Annotated in this window: 9 protein-coding genes and 2 pseudogenes; 5 read left to right on the forward strand and 6 right to left on the reverse strand. The window is 68.4% G+C overall.

Features of this window, described 5'->3' with window-relative positions; genetic code table 11:
- The first annotated feature begins 93 nt into the window (after positions 1 to 93).
- The 3 genes from N7925_RS25560 to N7925_RS25570 all read left to right on the forward strand — a co-directional run bounded on the left by N7925_RS25560 (position 94) and on the right by N7925_RS25570 (position 8,262).
- Positions 94 to 7,026, forward strand: a complete 6,933-nt coding sequence (locus N7925_RS25560) for a polymorphic toxin-type HINT domain-containing protein (protein WP_274345278.1) — start codon at positions 94 to 96, stop codon at positions 7,024 to 7,026.
- Positions 7,026 to 7,301: a hypothetical protein gene (locus tag N7925_RS25565; protein ID WP_274345279.1), complete on the forward strand. Its 276-nt coding sequence runs from the start codon at positions 7,026 to 7,028 to the stop codon at positions 7,299 to 7,301. The genes N7925_RS25560 and N7925_RS25565 overlap by 1 nt, the downstream gene beginning before the upstream one ends.
- A 304-nt stretch (positions 7,302 to 7,605) precedes the next feature.
- Positions 7,606 to 8,262: a transposase gene (locus tag N7925_RS25570; protein WP_274345280.1), complete on the forward strand. Its 657-nt coding sequence runs from the start codon at positions 7,606 to 7,608 to the stop codon at positions 8,260 to 8,262.
- A gap of 1,120 nt (positions 8,263 to 9,382) precedes the next feature.
- Here N7925_RS25570 and N7925_RS25575 read toward each other — a convergent pair.
- The 4 genes from N7925_RS25575 to N7925_RS25590 form a co-directional block, all read right to left on the reverse strand.
- The gene (locus N7925_RS25575; protein WP_274345281.1) at positions 9,383 to 9,898 is read right to left on the reverse strand and encodes a hypothetical protein; all 516 of its coding nucleotides are present in this window, start codon (positions 9,896 to 9,898) and stop codon (positions 9,383 to 9,385) included.
- Positions 9,895 to 11,334, reverse strand: coding sequence for a hypothetical protein (locus tag N7925_RS25580; RefSeq protein WP_274345282.1), 1,440 nt, complete (start codon positions 11,332 to 11,334; stop codon positions 9,895 to 9,897). The genes N7925_RS25575 and N7925_RS25580 overlap by 4 nt, the downstream gene beginning before the upstream one ends.
- Before the next feature lie 48 nt (positions 11,335 to 11,382).
- Entirely contained in the window at positions 11,383 to 11,817 is a 435-nt protein-coding gene (locus N7925_RS25585) for a hypothetical protein (protein WP_274345283.1), read from the reverse strand.
- 1,026 nt (positions 11,818 to 12,843) lie between these two features.
- The gene (locus N7925_RS25590) at positions 12,844 to 13,593 is read right to left on the reverse strand and encodes an SDR family NAD(P)-dependent oxidoreductase (protein ID WP_265601775.1); all 750 of its coding nucleotides are present in this window, start codon (positions 13,591 to 13,593) and stop codon (positions 12,844 to 12,846) included.
- A gap of 132 nt (positions 13,594 to 13,725) precedes the next feature.
- Between N7925_RS25590 and N7925_RS25595 the strand changes: the two genes are divergently transcribed.
- Positions 13,726 to 14,160, forward strand: a complete 435-nt coding sequence (locus tag N7925_RS25595; RefSeq protein WP_265601776.1) for an Rrf2 family transcriptional regulator — start codon at positions 13,726 to 13,728, stop codon at positions 14,158 to 14,160.
- Positions 14,161 to 14,178: 18 nt separating this feature from the next.
- Positions 14,179 to 14,451, forward strand: a pseudogene (locus tag N7925_RS36230) (IS630 family transposase); the annotation flags it as partial.
- A 248-nt stretch (positions 14,452 to 14,699) separates the two neighbouring features.
- On the opposite strand, the gene N7925_RS25605 reads toward N7925_RS36230, so the two are convergent.
- Together N7925_RS25605 and N7925_RS25610 are read right to left on the reverse strand one after the other, a co-directional pair.
- Complete coding sequence (locus N7925_RS25605; protein ID WP_274345284.1) at positions 14,700 to 17,513, reverse strand: ATP-binding protein; 2,814 nt, start codon at positions 17,511 to 17,513, stop codon at positions 14,700 to 14,702.
- A gap of 156 nt (positions 17,514 to 17,669) precedes the next feature.
- A pseudogene (locus N7925_RS25610) lies at positions 17,670 to 18,143 on the reverse strand (LysR substrate-binding domain-containing protein); the annotation flags it as partial.
- Positions 18,144 to 18,252: the final 109 nt, after the last annotated feature.

Consider the following 18,252-nt stretch of genomic DNA (forward strand, 5'->3'; position numbering starts at 1 on the left):
CATCGGTCTCCACGCACCACGCACGACCACATCACCCACGTGTGTCACCGGGCAGCCGTGCCCGTGGCCGGATCCAGTGAGGGACGACGACGAATGAACGGCAGAGCCGGATCTCGCAGATGGATCGTGCTTCGCCGACGGGTGGCCCTGAGTGTGTCGGCCGTCCTGGTCGGCACACTCCTCCAGGGCATCACCGCCCCGGCGAACGCTGATGACGGCACGGGGCTGCCCGGGCTGCCGACCTCCGAGAAGCCACTGACCGGACACACCGCCAAGACCGATCCCCGTATCGACGACGGCGCGCCCACCTCTCCGAGGAGCAAGCCCAGAGCCGCCTGGGCACGGCCCGGCACGGCAACCGTGATGGCTCCGGGCAGGGGGCAGGCTGCCCGCCAGGCCGGGGACCTGCCCATCGCCCTCACCGCGCCGTCGCCGACCGCGGCCCGGCAGAAGAACGTGCGGCCAGCCGCAGAATCGGCCGCCGTGCGTGTGCTCGGCCGGGAACAGGCGTCGAAGGCGGGCGTCGAGGGTCTGCTGTTCACCCTCACGCCTGCGGCTCCTTCTGGTGAAAAGCAGGCCGACACGGTCAACACCGGGGTCCGGGTCGACTACGCCTCGTTTGCTCAGGCTTACGGCGGCGCCTACGCCTCACGTATGCGGCTGGTCGAGCTGCCCGCCTGCTCCCTGACGACCCCGGCCGAGCCGAACTGCCGCGCCGGCCGGCCCGTCACAGCCACCAACGACCCAGAGAAGCACCAGCTCACCGCCACCGATCTGGCCTTGGAGACAGGCGCCGTGACCGTGCTGGCCGCCGCAGCGGGTGTGTCCAGCGAGGCCGGCGACTACACCGCCACCCCGCTCTCGCCGTCCGCGGCCTGGCACACCAACGTGAACACCGGTGACTTCACCTGGTCCTACGACATTCCCGTACCGGACGTTCCCGGCGGTATGCGTCCCATCCTCGGGATGAGCTACTCCTCCGGCAGTATCGACGGCCGCACCGGCACGACGAACAACCAGTCCAGCTGGGTGGGCGACGGATTCGACCTGTGGCCCGGCTCCATCGAACGCCGCTACAAGCCGTGCGCGGACGACGACATCAAGAACGCCGACGGACATACTCCCGGCGACCTGTGCTGGGGCTACGACAACGCCTTCATCTCCTTCAACGGTAAGGCGGGGGAGCTGGTCCCGACGGGGACCGACACGTTCAGGCTCCAGAGCGACGACGGCACGAAGATCAAGAGACTGACCGATAAGGCCCGCGGCAACGGGGACAACGACGGCGAGTACTGGGAGCTGACCACCCCGGAGGGCACCCGCTACTACTTCGGCTACCACAGGCTGCCCGGCTGGGCCACGGGCAAGGAGAGCACCGACTCCACCTGGACCGCTCCGGTCTACGGCGACGACAGCGGCGACAAGTGCCACGCCACGGCATTCGCCGACTCATGGTGCCAGCAGGCCTGGCGGTGGAATCTCGACTACGCCGTGGACCTCCGCGGCAACGCCGTCGCGTACTACTACGACAAAGAAGGAAACTCCTACGGCCGCAACCTCGAGGACGCCGATGACACCCCCTACACACGCGGCGGCTCCCTCGACCGCATCGAATACGGCCTCGAGTCGGCCGACCTCTACGCGGACAAGGCCTTGGCGAAGGTCGACTTCACCAACGCCGAACGCTGCCTGCCCGTAACAGGCGTGACCTGCGCCGCGGACACCATCGGCGACACGTCCTTCCACTGGTACGACACCCCGTACGACATGCACTGCGCCTCGGGAACCACCTGCGACCAGGGCCGGCTGTCACCCACCTTCTGGACCCGCAAGCGCCTGGCCTCGATCACCACCCAGGTACTCAGGAGCGACGGCACCTACGCCGACATCGACTCCTGGAAACTCGGCCACCGCTGGGGCATGGCAGACGTCGACTACCAACTGCTCCTGGCCTCGATCCAGCACACCGGCCACACCGCGACCCCGGCCGTCACCCTGCCGAAGACGACATTCGGCTACGCCCAGGCGGCCAACCGGCTGGACCGGACCGGAGACGGCAAGGCCCCCTTCATCAAGGAACGCCTCTCCGACATCTCCGACGAGTACGGCGGACAGATCAGCGTCGACTACTCCGCTCCCGCCTGCGACTGGGACGCGCTGCCCACCCCGCAGACCAACACCACCCGCTGCTTCCCCCAGTACATCGGCGGCAGCACCACCGATGACCCGACCCGGCAGTGGTTCAACAAGTACGTCGTCGATGCCGTCACCCTCACCGACCGTACCGGCACCGCACCGGACCAGATCACCCGCTACACCTACCTCGGCGACGCCGCCTGGCACTTCGACGACGACGACGGACTGACCAAGGAGAAGTTCAAAACCTGGTCCCAGTGGCGGGGCTACGGTCACGTCCGTGTCCAGACCGGCGGCGTCGGCGCCATGAAATCCCAGGAGGAGCACTACTTCCTGCGCGGCATGCACGGCGACCGGAAAGCCCCTTCGGGTGGCACGAAGGACGTGTCCGTCTCCCTGGGGGCAGGGGAGGGCGAGCCGATCACCGACCACGAAGCCGCAGGAGGCTTCGAGTACAAGTCCGCCGTGTACTCCGCCCCGGGTGGCAAGGTCCTGAAAAAGACCGTCAGCAGGCCGTGGCACCACGAGACGGCCAAGCGGACCCGCTCCTGGGGCGCGATCACGGCCAACTTCACCGGCGCGTCGAACACCCGCGTTCTCACCTCTCTCGACAAGGGAACGGGTGACCGCTGGCGCGAGACCAGCACCTTCACCACGTACGACACCGTCGCGGGCCGTGTCGCCCAGGTGAACGACCTCGCCGACACCTCCCTCCCCAACGACGACCAGTGCACCCGCACCACGTACGCCACCAACACGACCGAAAACATCCTGTCCCTGCCCGCCCGTGTCGAGACCGTGGCCGCCGCCTGCACCGCGACCGACGTCGACCGCAGCAAGGCGGTCATCGCCGACACACGCACCGCCTACGACAACGGCGCGCACGGGGCGGCCCCGAGCAAGGGCGACGCCACCCACACCGCCACGCTCAAGGAACACACCGGCAGCCGCGCCACGTACCTGGAGAACACCACCACCCACGACGGCTACGGCCGGCCCCTGAAAGCGACCGATCTCACCGCAACGCTCGTCTTCGACGCGGCCGGCGCACAGGTGTCGAAGACTGCACGCGCCGACGGCCGCACGACGACCACGGCCTACACGCCCGCGACCGGCCGGGCCACACAGGTCACGGTCACCACACCGCCGGCCAGAACCACCGACGCCGCCTCCGCGCAGACCACCAGGACAACGCTCGACCCGTTGCGCGGCCTGCCCGTCACGAAACTGGACACCAACAACCTGCGCACGGACCTGACCTACGACGCCCTCGGGCGCTCCCTGAAGGTCTGGCTGCCCAACCGTTCCAAGGCAAGCAACCACACGCCGAACCACGAGTACACCTACACGGTTGCGGAGAGCCAACCGGTCGCCGTAGCCTCCAAGACCTTGGGCAAGAACTCCGTTCAGCTCACCGCCTACACCCTCTACGACGGATTCCTCCGTCCCCGCCAGGCACAACTGCCCGGCCCCGATGGCGGACGCCTGATCACGGACACTTTCTACGACGACCGGGGCCTGGCCACCAAGACGTTCGCTCCCTACTACACCACCGGAGCGCCGCAGACCGGGCTGTTCGAACTGGACGACGCCATGAGCGTCGAAACTCAGGGCTGGAACACCTACGACGGCTTGGGCCGCCTCACCGAAGCCACCCAGATCGCGGGCAACGGCGACGGAGGGCAACGCCTCGGCACCACCCGCACCCTCTACGGAGGCGACCGGACGACCGTGATCCCGCCGGTGGGCGGCGCCGCCACGACCACCCTGACAGACGCCCGCGGGATGACGACGGAGATGCGGCAGCACCACTCGCGCAACGCCGACGCCTCCTACGAATCCACCCGCTACGAGTACACCCCCGCAGGGCAGCTGGCCAAGGTCACGGACCCGGCCGGCAACACCTGGACCCACACGTACGACCAGCGGGGACAGAACGTCTCCAGCAAGGACCCGGACAGCGGCACCACCACCAGCACCTACGACGACCGCGGCCAGCGCACCTCGTCCACCAACACGAGGAAGACCAAGAACAAGCTCTTCTACGGCTACGACAACCTGGGCCGCCGCACCGAAGTGCGTGAGAGCTCGGCCACCGGCACCCTGCTGGCCGACTGGACCTACGACACCGTCTCCGGCGCCAAGGGCTTCCTCGCCGCCACCACCCGCTACAGCGGTTCCGCCGCCTACACCACCAAGGTGCTGGACTACGACCAGCTCTACCGTGCCACACGCACCAGCATCACCGTTCCCGCCGCCGAGGGCGCCCTGCAGGGCAGCTACCAGTTCAACACCGGCTACAACACCGACGGAACCGTCTCCGGTACGGGCTTCCCCGCGGCCGGGGGACTGTCCGGCGGGGGTGTCACCTACGGCTACGACGACACGCTGCGCCCGGTCCAGATCACCGGCAGCCAGGGCCTGAAGGCCGTCACCGGGTACAGCTACACCGGGAAGCCCCTGCAGACACAGCTGACCAACGGTGCGGCCGGGAAGATCACTCAGGTCGACAACACCTACCAGTGGGGTACCCAGCGGTTGGAGACCAGCAGGGTCGACCGCGAGGACCAGCCCGGCGTCGACAAGTTCGCCACGTACACCTACGACGAGGCCGGCAACATCCTCGGCGTCGCGGACGTCAACCGCACCGGCACCGACGCCCAGTGCTTCACCTACGACCACCTCCAGAGGCTCACCACCGAGTGGACACAAGCCACGACCACCTGCGCGGAATCACCTTCGGGCAGCTCGGTCGGCGGTCCGGCCCCGTACTGGAACTCCTACACCTACGACAAGGCCGGCAACCGCCTCACCGAGACCCGGCACGACATCGCGGGTGACGCCTCCAAGGACACCTACCGCACCTACGACTACCCCGACCCGGGCACCGCACAGCCGCACACCCTGGCCTCGGTCACGGCGACCGGCCCGAACGGTACCTCACGTGACTCCTACACCTACGACGAGACCGGCAACACCCGGACCCGCACCCTCCAAGGGGACCAGCAGACCCTCGAATGGGACGCGGAAGGTCATCTCGCCAAGGTCACCAAGCCTGTCGAAGGCTCCGCCGACGAAGTCACCGAATACCTCTACGACACCGAGGGGCAGCGCCTGATCGGCCGCACCCCCACCGAGACCACGCTCTACCTCGGCTCCACCGAGATCACCTTGGCGAAGGGGACCGCCACACCGAAGGCCACGCGCTACATCGACCTCGGCGGCGGAAACCAAGCGGTCCAGAGCGACGACGGCAGCATCTCGTTCACACTCGGAGACCACCACGGCACCGGACAACTGGCCGTCGACTCGGTGGACATGTCCATCAGCCGACGCGGCACCACTCCCTTCGGCAGTCCACGCGGCCAGACACCCGCCCACTGGCCGGGAACCAAGGGATTCGTCGGTGGCACCACCGACACCAGCACTGGCCTGACCCACCTGGGAGCGCGCGAATACGACCCGTCGACCGGCCGATTCATCAGCGTCGACCCGATCATGGACCCGGCCAGTCCTCAGCAGATCAATGGCTACGCCTATGCCAACCACTCACCCGTAGCCGGCTCCGACCCCACCGGCCTGTACTGCGACGGCTGCAGCTACAACAATCCCGACAGCGTCTGGGGACAGGGAAGTGGCCCCGGCTGCACGCACTACAACTGCTACGACCAGGACGGCAGCGTCGCCTACGAAGTACGCGAGACAGCCTGGTCCCCGCCCAGCGCCAAGTCCTCGGCGGGCCGGGGCCCGAAGCCCACCTCCAAGCCGGTGGCCGAACCCGAACCCATATTCCTGGCCGGCGTGCGCATCCCCACGCCGAAGGAGATGAACTACCGCTCCGGCTACCAGGACCTGTGGGACGACTACCAGGCCCAGGTGATGCGCTGGTCCGAGGGGCAGTGCCAGTCGGACTCCGGCTCCGAGGTCTGCGCCGCCGCCCACGCCCTCGGCTGGGTGCGGCCCGGTATCGACCTGTTCGGGATCCAGGACGCCATCGACTGTGCCCATGGCAGTGTGAGCGGCTGTCTGTGGACCGCGGTGGGGATCATCCCCTGGACCAAGATCGGCAAGGCAGCCAAGCTGCTCAAGGCGGGCAAGCAGGCCGGCGCCGCCAAGCTGGCGACGTGCCCCGTCCGGCACAGCTTCGTGGCGGGCACCGAGGTCGCGATGGCCGACGGCACGAGCAAACCCATCGAACAGGTGGAGGTCGGCGACCAAGTCCTCGCCACCGATCCCGTGACCGGCCGGACACAGACCCGCGAAGTGGTCGCCACCATCACCAAGGATGACGACAAGCACTACACCCGCCTCACGGTCACCACCCCCGACGGCGAAGCCGGCATCACCGCCACCGACCACCACCCCTTCTGGAACCCGGACGCCCAGGCATGGGTGAACGCCGCCGATCTCGAGTCCGGCACTCGGCTGCTCACTGCTGACGGAACGGTCGCGACCGTCGAGAATGTCCGGCACTACCGTACGACCGGCCGCACCTTCGACCTCACGGTCGCCGGGTTGCATACGTACTATGTGCTGGCGGGCGAGACGCCGGTACTCGTTCACAATAGCGGCCCCGGCTGTGGATCGATCTGGATCGATTCGAACAAGGTTCCTCACCATTTCAAGCATGCTGAAGACTTCGGGATCACCGGAAAGGAAAGCAAGGCAACCAAGCAGGCTTTCGTGAATACCTTGCAGAGCTTCGTTGGGAATCCAGGAAACCTTCAGATCGCAGGTACTTATCGGGGAGCCGCGGCGCGGCACTACGTGGACCCAAATACAGGACGTCACGTATCGGTCGACCTTGAATCCGGTCAGATGCTGGGTGCCTGGAGATCGGATCCGACATCGGACCAGTTCCGGTACCTCATGGAACAAGGGAAGTTGTGATGGCCAAGCTGGAACCGTTCTTGGCGCTCGCGTCAGCAGTGGCAGAAGGAAGGATCTCGGCGGCCGAGTTCTCGGTAGTCTGCCTTCCGCTGTACAAGAACTACCCGGGCCCATTTCCGTCGCACGAGCAGTATGAGGTCGCCACCGAATTGTTCTATGTGGCCAACGATCACTATGCGGGCGCTTCTGATGCGCCTGCGGGTACGTTGAGTGACGAGCAAGTTAGAGCAGCAGCCGCAGAAATCGCCGAGAGGATGCGATCACTGCTCCAGTGACCGTGGTTCGGTAGGGCTTCTGTCGAGAATTACTATCCGCACATGCTCACGGCAACGGAGATTTTTGTTGTCGTGGGCATGTGCGCTTTGACGGTGACGCTGAGGGCAACGTCGGCGGACGACGGCTGCGGTAAGCGGGTCGTCGTTGTCGTCGTCGGCCCGCTGAGGCTGTCGCCCAGGGTGTCGACGGCTCGGCGCTGCAGGCGGAGTCGGTCGTGAAGCGGATGCGGCGGAGGCCGGACCGGTCGAGGAGTCGATCGAAGCGGCGGGTCGTGTTGGCCGAGTCGATCGGCCGTCCGTCGGCGTGACGAAGACGAGCCCGCTGGCCGTCCAAATCCTGTTCGCCGACCAGGTAGGGATCCGCTCCGACCGGGTCACTGGCCGCACCTGGGGCGTCAAGGGGAGGACTCCGATGGTTCGCCGCACAGGCAACCGGTTCTCCGTGAACGCGATGTCCGCGATCAGCACCAAGGGCCGCATGCACTTTATCGTCTTCACCGAGTCGTTCGACGCGACGGTCCTGTGCCGCTTCCTCGCCCGCATCGTCGAACACTTCGACCGGAAGGTTCACTCGGCTCACCGCTCGAAGACCGTCCGGGCCTGGCTCGCCGACCACAAGGACAAGATCGAGCTGCACCTCCTGCCTTCGCACTCACCCGAGATGGACCCGGACGAGCTCGTCAACGCCGACCTCAGACGCAGCCTGCCCCAGACCCGCCGGGCCAGGAATCGGACCGAACCCGCCGCCGAGACCCGCAGATCCTTCCACCGCCGAAAACGCCAACCACACGTCATTACGGGCTACTTCGAAGCCCGACACGTCCGCTACGCCATCGAGGAGTCCCTGCTCACCGAGCAGGGACTCCCTTTGCCGCAACACACTTATGTCCCGCCCGTGATGGGTGGGCCCTCGGCGATGTTGCTCCGCCCGGCCGGGCGGAACACACCGGCGGTGCGCTGATGCAAGGAGGGCATCGCCCGCGACGCACTGGTGGCCCGCACCTGCGCGGCATTCTTCCGAACGTCGCACCCCTGGTGACATCACGACCTGATGTGTTCGCCGTCGTGCCGTCCGCTACGCAACGTAGCCGCGCCCTGGGTTGGTAAGGGGGTCAGGGGACTCACGAAGCTCGCCGTAGCCCGGGGTGATCCGTAGTCCCCTCGAATGTGGCTCCGCCCTACGCATCGAGGGCTGTGGTCGCGTTGAAGTGAAGAAGGGCTGGTGCAGCGAACGCTGCACGGTCCCCCGTTCCAGCCGGATCGAGGGGGACGCAGCGGGATGGAAACGGGTGGCTATGTCGGTGATTTGGCATCGTCGCAGGTGAGAGGCGTCACTCTTATGGGTTCGAGTCCCACCCGCCCCACCCAGCGTCTCCAGGCAGAATCGTTCTGACCTGGGGAAACGCGTTCTTCTCGGGCGTTTTCCGTGCAGCGGACGCGGCACGGAGGTGCAGCGAACGGGGCTCTTGAGCCATCTGGGACTGGCCTTGTGCGACGGTGACCTGGGCTTTTGTGGTCCCGCGCCGGTGGGAGGGTTACGAGCGATCCCACGGCTGCGGGTCGATTCGAGACCGCTCATCGCGGCACGTTCTCCGGCAGTCGCTGGAGTCCGAACAGCGCCGCTGTACGCTTGTGGTCAGCATGTGGCTGAGGGCGTCAGGCACTGGGATGAGTTGGGACGGGCCGGACCGGCGTTCTTTGTCCAGCAAGGCGGCTGGGTGCCGGCGGGCCCAACGTCCCGGGCGCGTAGTGGCGCGGTGCCCTCCGGGCGCGGGTTTCGGGCAGTGACGCGTGGGGTCCCCGCCTCAAGGGTGCCGTCGTCGCCTACCCGCCAGACGGTGACGGGGCCTTGCCCGACGGGCAACAGACGCTGCCCTCATGCCGGTGCCAGTGCGCGTGGGCGGTGACCTGCCCACGCGCCAGGTCGATGAGCTCGAAGCCGCTGGCGTGACCGCGTACTGCTGGGAAGTGACAGTGCCCAGCAGCAGGAATGCTCGTCCACGCTGGCGAAGACACGAAGGCCCACGCGAGCCGGCCGCCAGGTCCCGGGCCCCGAGGCGGCGCAGGCGTCTCCCGGTCGGTCAGAACGCCTGCAAGTACACCCGGGTTGTGCCGGCATCCAGTTCGAGGATGTGGATCTCGATCCACTGAACCTCGGTCCGGCGGCTGTCCCCCACGCAAGGCGGGCAGACTCCGGCCCAACGGACGCCCTTCTTGCTCTGAGGCTCGGCGAGGCCGAGATGGCCGAAGAGCTCCGTGGGGGACGGGAGGTTCTCGTTCCTGACGCGCAGGGGCTCCTCGAGACGCAGGTCCTCCGCCACTCGTACTGCGGTCTTCTCGTCGGTGACGAAGGAGAGCAGGTAGATGTCCTCCCGAGGGTTGATCTGCACGGCGCCCTTCACCTCCGACGCGCTCTTGGGCACCTCCAGCTGCATGAACGCCGACGCCTCCGGGGCGCCCAGGGCCTTTTCCCAGCGCGAGGCGCGCCCGTCCGTCGTCCGGTGATCACCCCCGTCGGCATTAGAGCAGGAGGTGAGCAGCAGGGCGGCCCCGAGGACCGCGAGCAGCCGTGGCCTCAGGGCAGATCGGTCGTTCACCGGTTCTCCTCGTCGCCGCGCGAGACGTCCCCGCGGGATCCTTCGCGCCCGGGGTCCGCCGGTGCCACCCCGGGGGCTGAGCCACTGTTCAGATCCTGGGTGTAGGTGCTGCTGCTACCGCGCATGTCGAATTCCTGGGCGAAGCCCACCTTGTGCAGTCGCCCCATATCGTCGTCGGGAATGGTGACACCACCGGGGAACGTCGTCGTTTTCCCGGAGTCCCAGTTGTACCGGTCCCACACATTGACTTGATAGTCGAGCGAGACCTGTGGCTTGCCGCCGTCGCCCGGACTGACGGTGACCATGCCCGACACGTTCTGCTGGTGCGACCCGACCGCGTGGAACCATTCGTCCTCACCGAAAGTCCGCCCGATCGCCTGGCTCTCCACGGGAACGACGACCGTCCTGTCGCCGCCGGCCTTCTCGAACTCATCAAGGGCCTTCTGACGCCATGCTTCCTGGTTCTCGGCGATGTGAAGCGTGCCCACGTCGGTCCGGAATCTGGAATCGTCGTGCAGGATGCGGTTGACATCGAGGTCGAGCGGCTCGCCGGTGCCACTGAGATAGTGCTGCATGTTGCGGGATGCCGCGACCTCTCCTGTGACATCGCCGCCTGTGGCGATGGCTTGAGCTTGCGTCAGGACCCAGAGGTCGTGAGCGGTGGGAGCCTCCGTGTCGAATGGTCCCGAGCCCGCGTCGGCCGGCCTCCACTTGTACAGCGGGGCCATGATCCCTGCTTCTCGAAGGTCGTCGCCGCGCTCTCGCAGCAGGATGCCGCGCGTCACCGGATCGAGATCACGCCACCACTCCGCCACGGCGGTCCTCCCCTTCGGCATGTTGGCGGCCTTGCCAGCCTCCTCCAGGGAGGGATAGGGGCTCTTTGCAGGGCTTCTGTTGAAGCCGTTCATGGTCCCGTCCATGATGTCGGAGTCGACCACGGCGGCCGCGAGGGCGAGCCTGATGCCGTCGTCGGCGTCAGTGACCGCCTGGACCGCGCGGTGGAGGAGATCGGCCCACCGGGTCACCTGAGCGCGCACGCTTTCCTGGTAGCCGGGGTCATGCACGTACGCACTGCGTGCACTCTGGCTGAGCTGTTCGGTATCGAACGAAACGACGCCCTTCTCGGAGATGCGCATGCCGTCCTTGATGGCGTCGGTGCACACGGTGTTCTCCCTGCCACGGAGGGCGGCCAGCTGGGTGTGTGCATCGCGGAGGATGGACGCAATCGCCTTGGCCTCCTTCTGAGCCCCTTGCAGCTCCTTGAGCGTCACGGCGAACCTGTAGTTCGCGGCATCGGCGCTCTGGCCGACCCACGACCGTCCGAGTGAGATGCCATAGACATCGCGTTCGTATTGCTTCTCGATCGTCTTGAACTTGCCCGCCATCTCTCCCCACTTGTCAGCGGCGTCGGCGAGTTTGGACAGGTCGCTGCTCATCACTTCGTGATAGGTCGGCACGCATCCCCCGGGCGGTCGGTCGGCTGGTCAGTAGTTGTCGATCGGGGACGGCGGAGCCAGTTGTGAGCCGATGCCGATGTCGTCGTTCTGGAGGTCGATGCCCGTTTTGCTCAGGGCGTGCTTCTCCCACGACAGTCGACCCAGCAGCGCCTTGACCTGCTGTTCCCATGTCCTGTGCGCTTTCCTCAACGCACCCGAAGTGTCCCAGCCGTGTCCGTCCCTGGCACCGAACTCCTTGACCACGGCTGTCACGCTCTCGGTGGCGTGCTTGCCGTCCCTCTCGACGTCGGGTTCCAGATCCTCGTTGATGGCCTTCGCCGCCGCCTGCTTCTTTTGCGGGCTTGAGGCGAGATTCGGGGTGCTGCCGCCTCCTGCCGCCGGGGCGAGTTGGTTCAGTCGCATGGAGTCCGTGCGCTGGGCGGCCACATCGTTCTTGATCTGCTTCCACTCGTCCCAGGCCATGGCCCCCCATCAGCGTGATCGTTACCGAGGAACATACGGAATGCTATGGCTCAGGCGACAGCTGGTGCCTGGCCAAAAGCTCGCTGCCGAGTGTCTGACGTGTGGCTGTCCTGCACGGCCCGATCGGGAGGGCTGCGCAGGCGGTTGATGGCCAGCAGGTGACCAATGGTTGCCGCGCTGGAGGTGAGGTCACCTCTAGATGCGGCAATTGGTGACACAGGACGTCCCTATGCCAAGGCGCTCGGCGACGGACGAGCGAGCAGGTGGGGCGGACAGAGACGACGGCACAAGGCCCGGGACGACCCTCCAAGGAGCGCGGAACTACGCGAGGGCCTGGTATCCCGCTCCCGGGCCCGGCACCTCGGTCGACCCGCTCGTGGCAGAGCGTGACTGTCGCTGCCGAGGCTTACCGCCGTGCTATCCCACTCTCCGGCGGCGTCATGCTGTTGCACGACTGCTGCTTCGGCGGGGTCGGGCATGGGGGAATGCGGAGCTCTGAACCTCAAGAGGCGTCGGAAAGGTGGTGCAGCGAACGCTGCACCACTTCCGATCGAGCGGGATCGAGTAGGACGCAACTGGAGCGAAGCGGGGGTATAAATCGGTCGCTTTAGTAAAGCTGCAGGTGAGAGCCGTCACCCTTATGAGGTCGAGTCCCACCCGCCCCACCGAGCGTCCCCAGGCAGAATCGTTCTGGCCTGGGGGTACGTGGCTTACGGGTGGCGATTCGCGTGTGGCGTGCGCCTCACGGGGGTGTGGCGAACGCAGGTCCTCGCGCGTCGAAGACGAGTTTTGAACGGCTTTGACCTGGGGTTTTGTGGCGACGCCTTCGTGGGGGCGTCATGGAACGGTCCCACGGCTGTTGGGGGCGTTGTGTTCCTCTCAACGTGTGTCGATCTTGCGCTTGCGCCCGAGGCCGCAAGCCAACGAGACGAAGACGTCGTGGAGTCGTACGCCTTGTCGCGGGTCGTCGGCGGTGCGCGCCCCGAAGGCGCGATGTCCTTCGGGGTGCGCGGCAGGGGTTCGGGTTCAGGCGTTGTAGCCGCCGTGGGCGTCCAGCACCGCGCCCGTGACGTACGACGCTGCGGGGCTCGCCAGGAAGGCAATCGCCGCGGCGATTTCGTCGGGGCGCCCCATGCGTTGCAGGGACAGCGAGCTGACCAGGACCTTGAGGGTCTCGGGGTCCGGCGGTTGCATGCCGCCCTCCATCAGTCCGGCCTCCACGACGTTGGCCGTAATGTTCCGGGGCCCGAGGTCGCGTGCGACACCCATGGTGTACCTCTCGATTCCCGACTTGGTCGCCGAGTAGTCGGCAACGCCGGGGGCTCCGACCCTGGAGCCCAGTCCGGAACTCACCGTGATGATGCGGCCGCCTGTGCGCAGCACTCGGGAGGCGGCCCGGATGACAGCGATCACGCCGAGGTAGTTGGTGGCGTGCATCCGGTCCAGTGCGGCGGTGTCGGCGTCCGGGTCGTCCACCGCGCCGGCCACGGAGATCGCCGCGTTGTTGACGAGGATGTCCAGGCCGCCGAAGTGCGCGACCACGTCGTCGATCAGCACCGGCGCTCGGCTCGTGGCCGCCTGGTCGGACTGGAAGGCGACGGCCTTGGCTCCCTTGCCGTGCACCTCGTCGACGACGGCCTGCGCCTGATTCTCGGAGCTGACGTAGGTGAAGGCGACGTCGGCGCCCTGATCGGCCAGCAGCCGTACGGTCGCGGCTCCCAGTCCGCGCGACCCCCCGGTGACCAGGGCGACCTTGCCCATGAGTGGCTTGCTCATTCTTCTCACCTCGTTGATAGACCCTTCTCAGCAGTCGTAACGCTAACTGTTACGACACGCTGTTGCAACCTTCACTGTTACGACGGCGAGCGCCGTCGTAACATGAATCGTTGCGGCTGAGAGGATGAGTCCATGAGCGCCAACAGCAGGCTGACCATTGCCGCCCACGCGCTGGCCTGGATCGGCCTCTACCAGCGCCAGGGCCATGAGGTCGCCACCTCCGAGCAGATCGCGACCAGCGCGAACACCAACCCAGTGGTGATCAGACGGCTGCTCGGCGAGCTGCGCAGGGCCGGGCTCGTGGAGTCCCGGCGGGGTGTGGGCGCGGGCTGGTCACTGGCACGCGAGCTGGAGTCGATGACCCTGCTCGACGTGTACGAGGCCGTGGAACCCGGCCCCCTGTTCGCGATGCACCGCACTACCCCGGACCAGGGATGCGTGGTGGGTTACGGCATCCAGCCGGTGATGCAGGGCATCTACGAGGGCGTCGAGGAGACCCTGAGACATGAGCTGGCCCGCGTCACGCTCGCGAACGTACTCCGGGACGTACTCGCGGCACGTCGCTAGTAGGACTTGCCCAAGTAGGCCCACGTGGAGCACCTCTGCGCGATCGCCGACGGCGGAGTCGTACCCGAGGCCGGCGAGCGCGAGGTCGTCTTCTGCATGGACGAGTTCGAGCCTCTCGACCTGATGCCCCACCCCGGGCGGCAGTGGGCCGAACCCGGCGGCAAGCACAGGGGCCCCGACCGGGAGCCCCGCCGGCGCCGGGCGACCTACAACCGCTACGGCGGAGTACGGCACCTGTTCGCCGCACTGGACCTGACCCGGGACCGCCTCTACGGGCACGTCAAGCCGGTGGTCGAGATCGCTTTCCCGAGGCCGAGCGCCTCCGCGAAGTCTTCCGCGCCGAGTACGCCCGACCAGCCGCCCCTGATCGAAGACGCACTCGGCAAGCAGATGCTCGCCCTCCTCATCCAGCTGGACGCCGCCTGCACCGCCGCCGACCAGTTCGCCGGAGCGGTGGCTGGGGGCGGGCCCGTGACCCCGAGGCCGGAGTCCAGGTCGATGCCAGCGATCCAGGAGCCCCTCACCGGCGCGCGGGCGTCTCAGCCCGTACCTCCGTCGGCGGCCATGGCGTCGACCACGTGCCTCAGTTGAGAGCGCACGGTGATGCCCAGCTTGGGAAACGCCCGATAAAGGTGCGAACTGACGGTACGCGGGGACAGATACAGCTTCTCGGCCACCTCACGGTTGGTCAGGCCGAGCGCCGCCAGCCGCACGATCTGCTGCTGCTGCGGGGTGAGGTCGGCGAAGGCGTCCGGTTCCGTGGTGCCGCTCTGGGCTCCGGCGGCCCTGAGTTCGGACTGGGCCCGTGCCACCCAGGGCTGCGCGGCGAGCCGCTGGAAGACGGCCTCGGCCTCGGCCAGCGGCGGACGGGCATCGGCGATACGACGGCGGCGGCGCAGCCACTCTCCGTACGCCAGCAGCGCCTGGGCACGTTCGAAGGGCCGCCGGGCGAGCGCCGGGGTCCCCAGCGCCGCCGTGAAGTGGTGCTCGGCCTCGCCCGCGGGGGCGAGTGCCGCCCGGCTCAGCCGGACCAGCGCGGTCCTGCGCGGCGCGAGCGCGCCCGCGTCCGCCAGGGACCTCTCGACTCCGTCCACGATCCCGGTGGCCTCCTCGTGATGGCCGCCCCGGGCCGCGGCGACCGCCAGCTCGGGCAGCGCCGGGTAGGCGAGGTGGTAGTGCGCGGGGTTGCCCCGGCCGTCGAAGAGCACACGATAATGCTGGTACGCGGTCTCGTGATCGCCTTCCGCGGTGGCGGCGGCGCCCAGTGCGCGGTGGGCAAGAGCGAGGACGGAACGGCTCTCCTGCGGGTCGACGAGCGAGAGGGCGTACCGCGCCTGGGTGCGGGCCCCGACGACGTCGCCGCGCAGCGCGCGCAACAGCGCCTCGGTCGCAGCGGCGCAGGCCGCGGCATGGTCGAGGCCGACCGAGGACGCGACGGCCGCGAGTTCGGCGCAAGCCGTCTGCGCGCGGGCCCAGCGGCCCTGTTCCAGGTAGGCGAAGGCGGCGACTCCACCGAGGCCGTCCGGTAGCGGCCCCCGCGAGGTCCACGAGGCGAGGGCTGCGTCGAAGGTCTGCGCGGCCAGTTCCGTCTCGTCCAGCAGCCAGGCCGCGACGGCGAGCAGGGTCAGCGTCTCCGGTTCCTCCCGCGCCGCCGCGACCAGGGCCGGCAATCGCAAGGCGAGGCTCGCATCGGCGGCGTCCGGATGCGCGACGATCCCGGTCCAGGCCGCGAGGAGCGTCTTCCGCTCGCCGAGGCGGTGGCCGGGGTGCGGCTGAACCAGGGGCAGGAGGCGTTCGATCTCGTGCAGTTGGTCCGCGTCACTGGAGTAGAAGCGGACCACGGAGGCGGCGGCCAGGGCCTCCGACGCCGCCCTGGGATCGGTGCCGATCAGGGCGGCGGCCGGACGCATCAGCTGTCCGAAGGCGGCGCTGTGCGAGGTGGTCAGCGCCATGAGCCGGCCGACCTGGAGGGCGGCGAGGGCCGCGGCCGTCGGATCGTCGGTGCCGGCTCGGGTGCGTGCGGCCAGCCGTTCGACGGAGTCGAGCCGGCCGGTCAGGACCGCCGTGCTGGTCGCGGCGGCCAGCAACCGGGTGCTCTCGCGCCGGTCGGGGTGCAGGTCCGCGGCCCGTTCCAGCATGTGCGCGGCGGCCGCGTAGCCACTCCGGTGACGTGCCCGGTCGGCGCTGCCTTCCAGTTGGGCCGAGACCACCGCGCTCAGCCCGGAGGTGGCGGCGGCGAGGTGCCAGGCGTGCCGGTCCGGGTCCTGGTCGCCGAACAGCCCGGCCAGCTCCAGGTGCGCTGCCCGCCGCTCCTCGGCGGGGGCCGCGTGGTAGATCGCGAGGCGGGAGAGCGGGTGGCCGCAGCGCAGCCGTCCCCCGCCGCGCCGGACGAGTCCGGCCTCCTCGGCGGGCGCCCACACCGGGTCGCCGATGTCGGGAAGCCAGGACAGCACGGTGTGCGACGGGTCCTCGGTGTCCGCGGTGGCCAGGCGCACCACCGCGCGGCGCGTCTCGGTGGGCAGTGCGGCCAAGCGGTCGGCGTAGATCCGCTCCAGTCGGTCGGTGACCGGAAGCGGGCCGTCGGTCCCACGGGTCGCGTCGTCGCTGTCGCCGACGGCCCGCGCCAGTTCCACCAGAGCAAGGGGGTTGCCCTCCGCCTGGTCGAGAATGCGTGCCCGGGTGAGCCCGGTCGGCACCTGCGGCTGACGGTCCAGCAGCCGTTCCGCCGCGCCGCGGTCGAGGGGCCCCAGGGTGAGGGTCGGTTCCTGCGCGGCGAGCCCACGCGGCGCGCTGTCCCGGGTGACGAACAGCAGTGTCACCGGTTCGTCGGCCAGGCGCCGGGCGACGAAGGAGAGGGCGTCCAGCGAGGCGCGGTCGGTCCACTGGGCGTCGTCCACGGCCAGCAGCAGCGGGCGCTTGGTGGCGAGGTCCGACAGCATGGTCAGGGCCGCTGTCCCGATGAGCATCGGGTCCGGCGCCTCGCTCCGCTCCGCCGCTCCGAAAGCGGCGTGCAGTGCTCCACGCTGCCTGGGGGGCAGGGCGTCGATCCGTCCGCGGACCGGCCACAGCAGCTGGTGCAGCCCCGAGAACGCCAGGTCGGTCTCGGACGTGCTGCTGTCGGCCCTGAGTACCCGGCCGCCGTCCGCGGCGAAGCGTGCCACGACCGCCTCCACCAGGGTGGTCTTGCCCGCTCCCGGCTCTCCCGCCAGGGTCAGCAAGGTGTCCTTCGGCCTCGTCACGCCGTCGGCCGTGCGCGGCGCCGTCACCGCTGCGAGGAGCCGGTCCAGCTCTGCCTGCCGGATCACGGCGGTGACACTGCGGCCGGCGGCGGTTGTCGCCGTGTACTCGTCCACCGGTTCTCCAGACGTGGCGGGATCTTCCAGGGCCGGGCGCCTCCGGTCACCGCATCCCACGCATCGACGCTACCAGGGCGTTCTCGGGACATCCCGGACAGCTGCCCGGGTGCAGTCACATGACGGATACCGCCCTCGGTCGGCACCCCCGGCCTTCTACGGCCCGTCGTGGACATGGCTCAGCACGGCCTGGCTCACCACGCGCCCGGCGGCGGACAGGGACCGCGCGGTCGACCGGGCCAGCTGGACCGGCCATCGCACGTCGGCGTCGCCCACCGCGCGCACCCGGATGCCCGTGGCGTCGGTCACGGTGGACCGCGGCACGAAGGCGATGCCCAGATCGCTCCGGACGAGTTCGAGGGCCATGTCGAAGGCGACCACCTCTGTCCGTACCCGGCGGTCCAGCCCGTGTTCCGCGAACAGCGCGTCGATGGCTCCCCGGTTGCCCCAGCCCTGCGGGAAGTCGATGAACGCCTCGGTCACCGTGTCGGTCAGTTCCACCGCAGGCCGGGCGGCCAGCGGATGCCGCTCGGAATGGATGAGCACGAAGGGCTCGGCGTACAGGTGCGTCAGGTGGACACCGGGAACCGAAGGCCGGGCTGAGGACACCAGCGCCAGGTCAAGGGTTCCGTCGCGTACCTCGCGGTCTCGGCTTCTGGCTCATCGGCGCCGTATTCGCCGTCACCATGGCCACGGGCAGTGCCCCCGCGCCGCTGTACGTGCTCTACCAGTAGCGGGA

The organism is Streptomyces sp. CA-278952, assembly GCF_028747205.1.
Classification (GTDB): Bacteria; Actinomycetota; Actinomycetes; order Streptomycetales; family Streptomycetaceae; genus Streptomyces.

What these genes read in the sequence shown, in the direction of transcription:
- N7925_RS25560 (WP_274345278.1), top strand. Translation starts at nt 94, where the DNA reads ATGAACGGCAGAGCCGGATCTCGCAGATGGATCGTGCTTCGCCGACGG.
- N7925_RS25565 (WP_274345279.1), top strand. Translation starts at nt 7,026, where the DNA reads ATGGCCAAGCTGGAACCGTTCTTGGCGCTCGCGTCAGCAGTGGCAGAA.
- N7925_RS25580 (WP_274345282.1), bottom strand. Translation starts at nt 11,334, where the DNA reads ATGAGCAGCGACCTGTCCAAACTCGCCGACGCCGCTGACAAGTGGGGA.
- N7925_RS25585 (WP_274345283.1), bottom strand. Translation starts at nt 11,817, where the DNA reads ATGGCCTGGGACGAGTGGAAGCAGATCAAGAACGATGTGGCCGCCCAG.
- N7925_RS25590 (WP_265601775.1), bottom strand. Translation starts at nt 13,593, where the DNA reads ATGAGCAAGCCACTCATGGGCAAGGTCGCCCTGGTCACCGGGGGGTCG.
- N7925_RS25595 (WP_265601776.1), top strand. Translation starts at nt 13,726, where the DNA reads ATGAGCGCCAACAGCAGGCTGACCATTGCCGCCCACGCGCTGGCCTGG.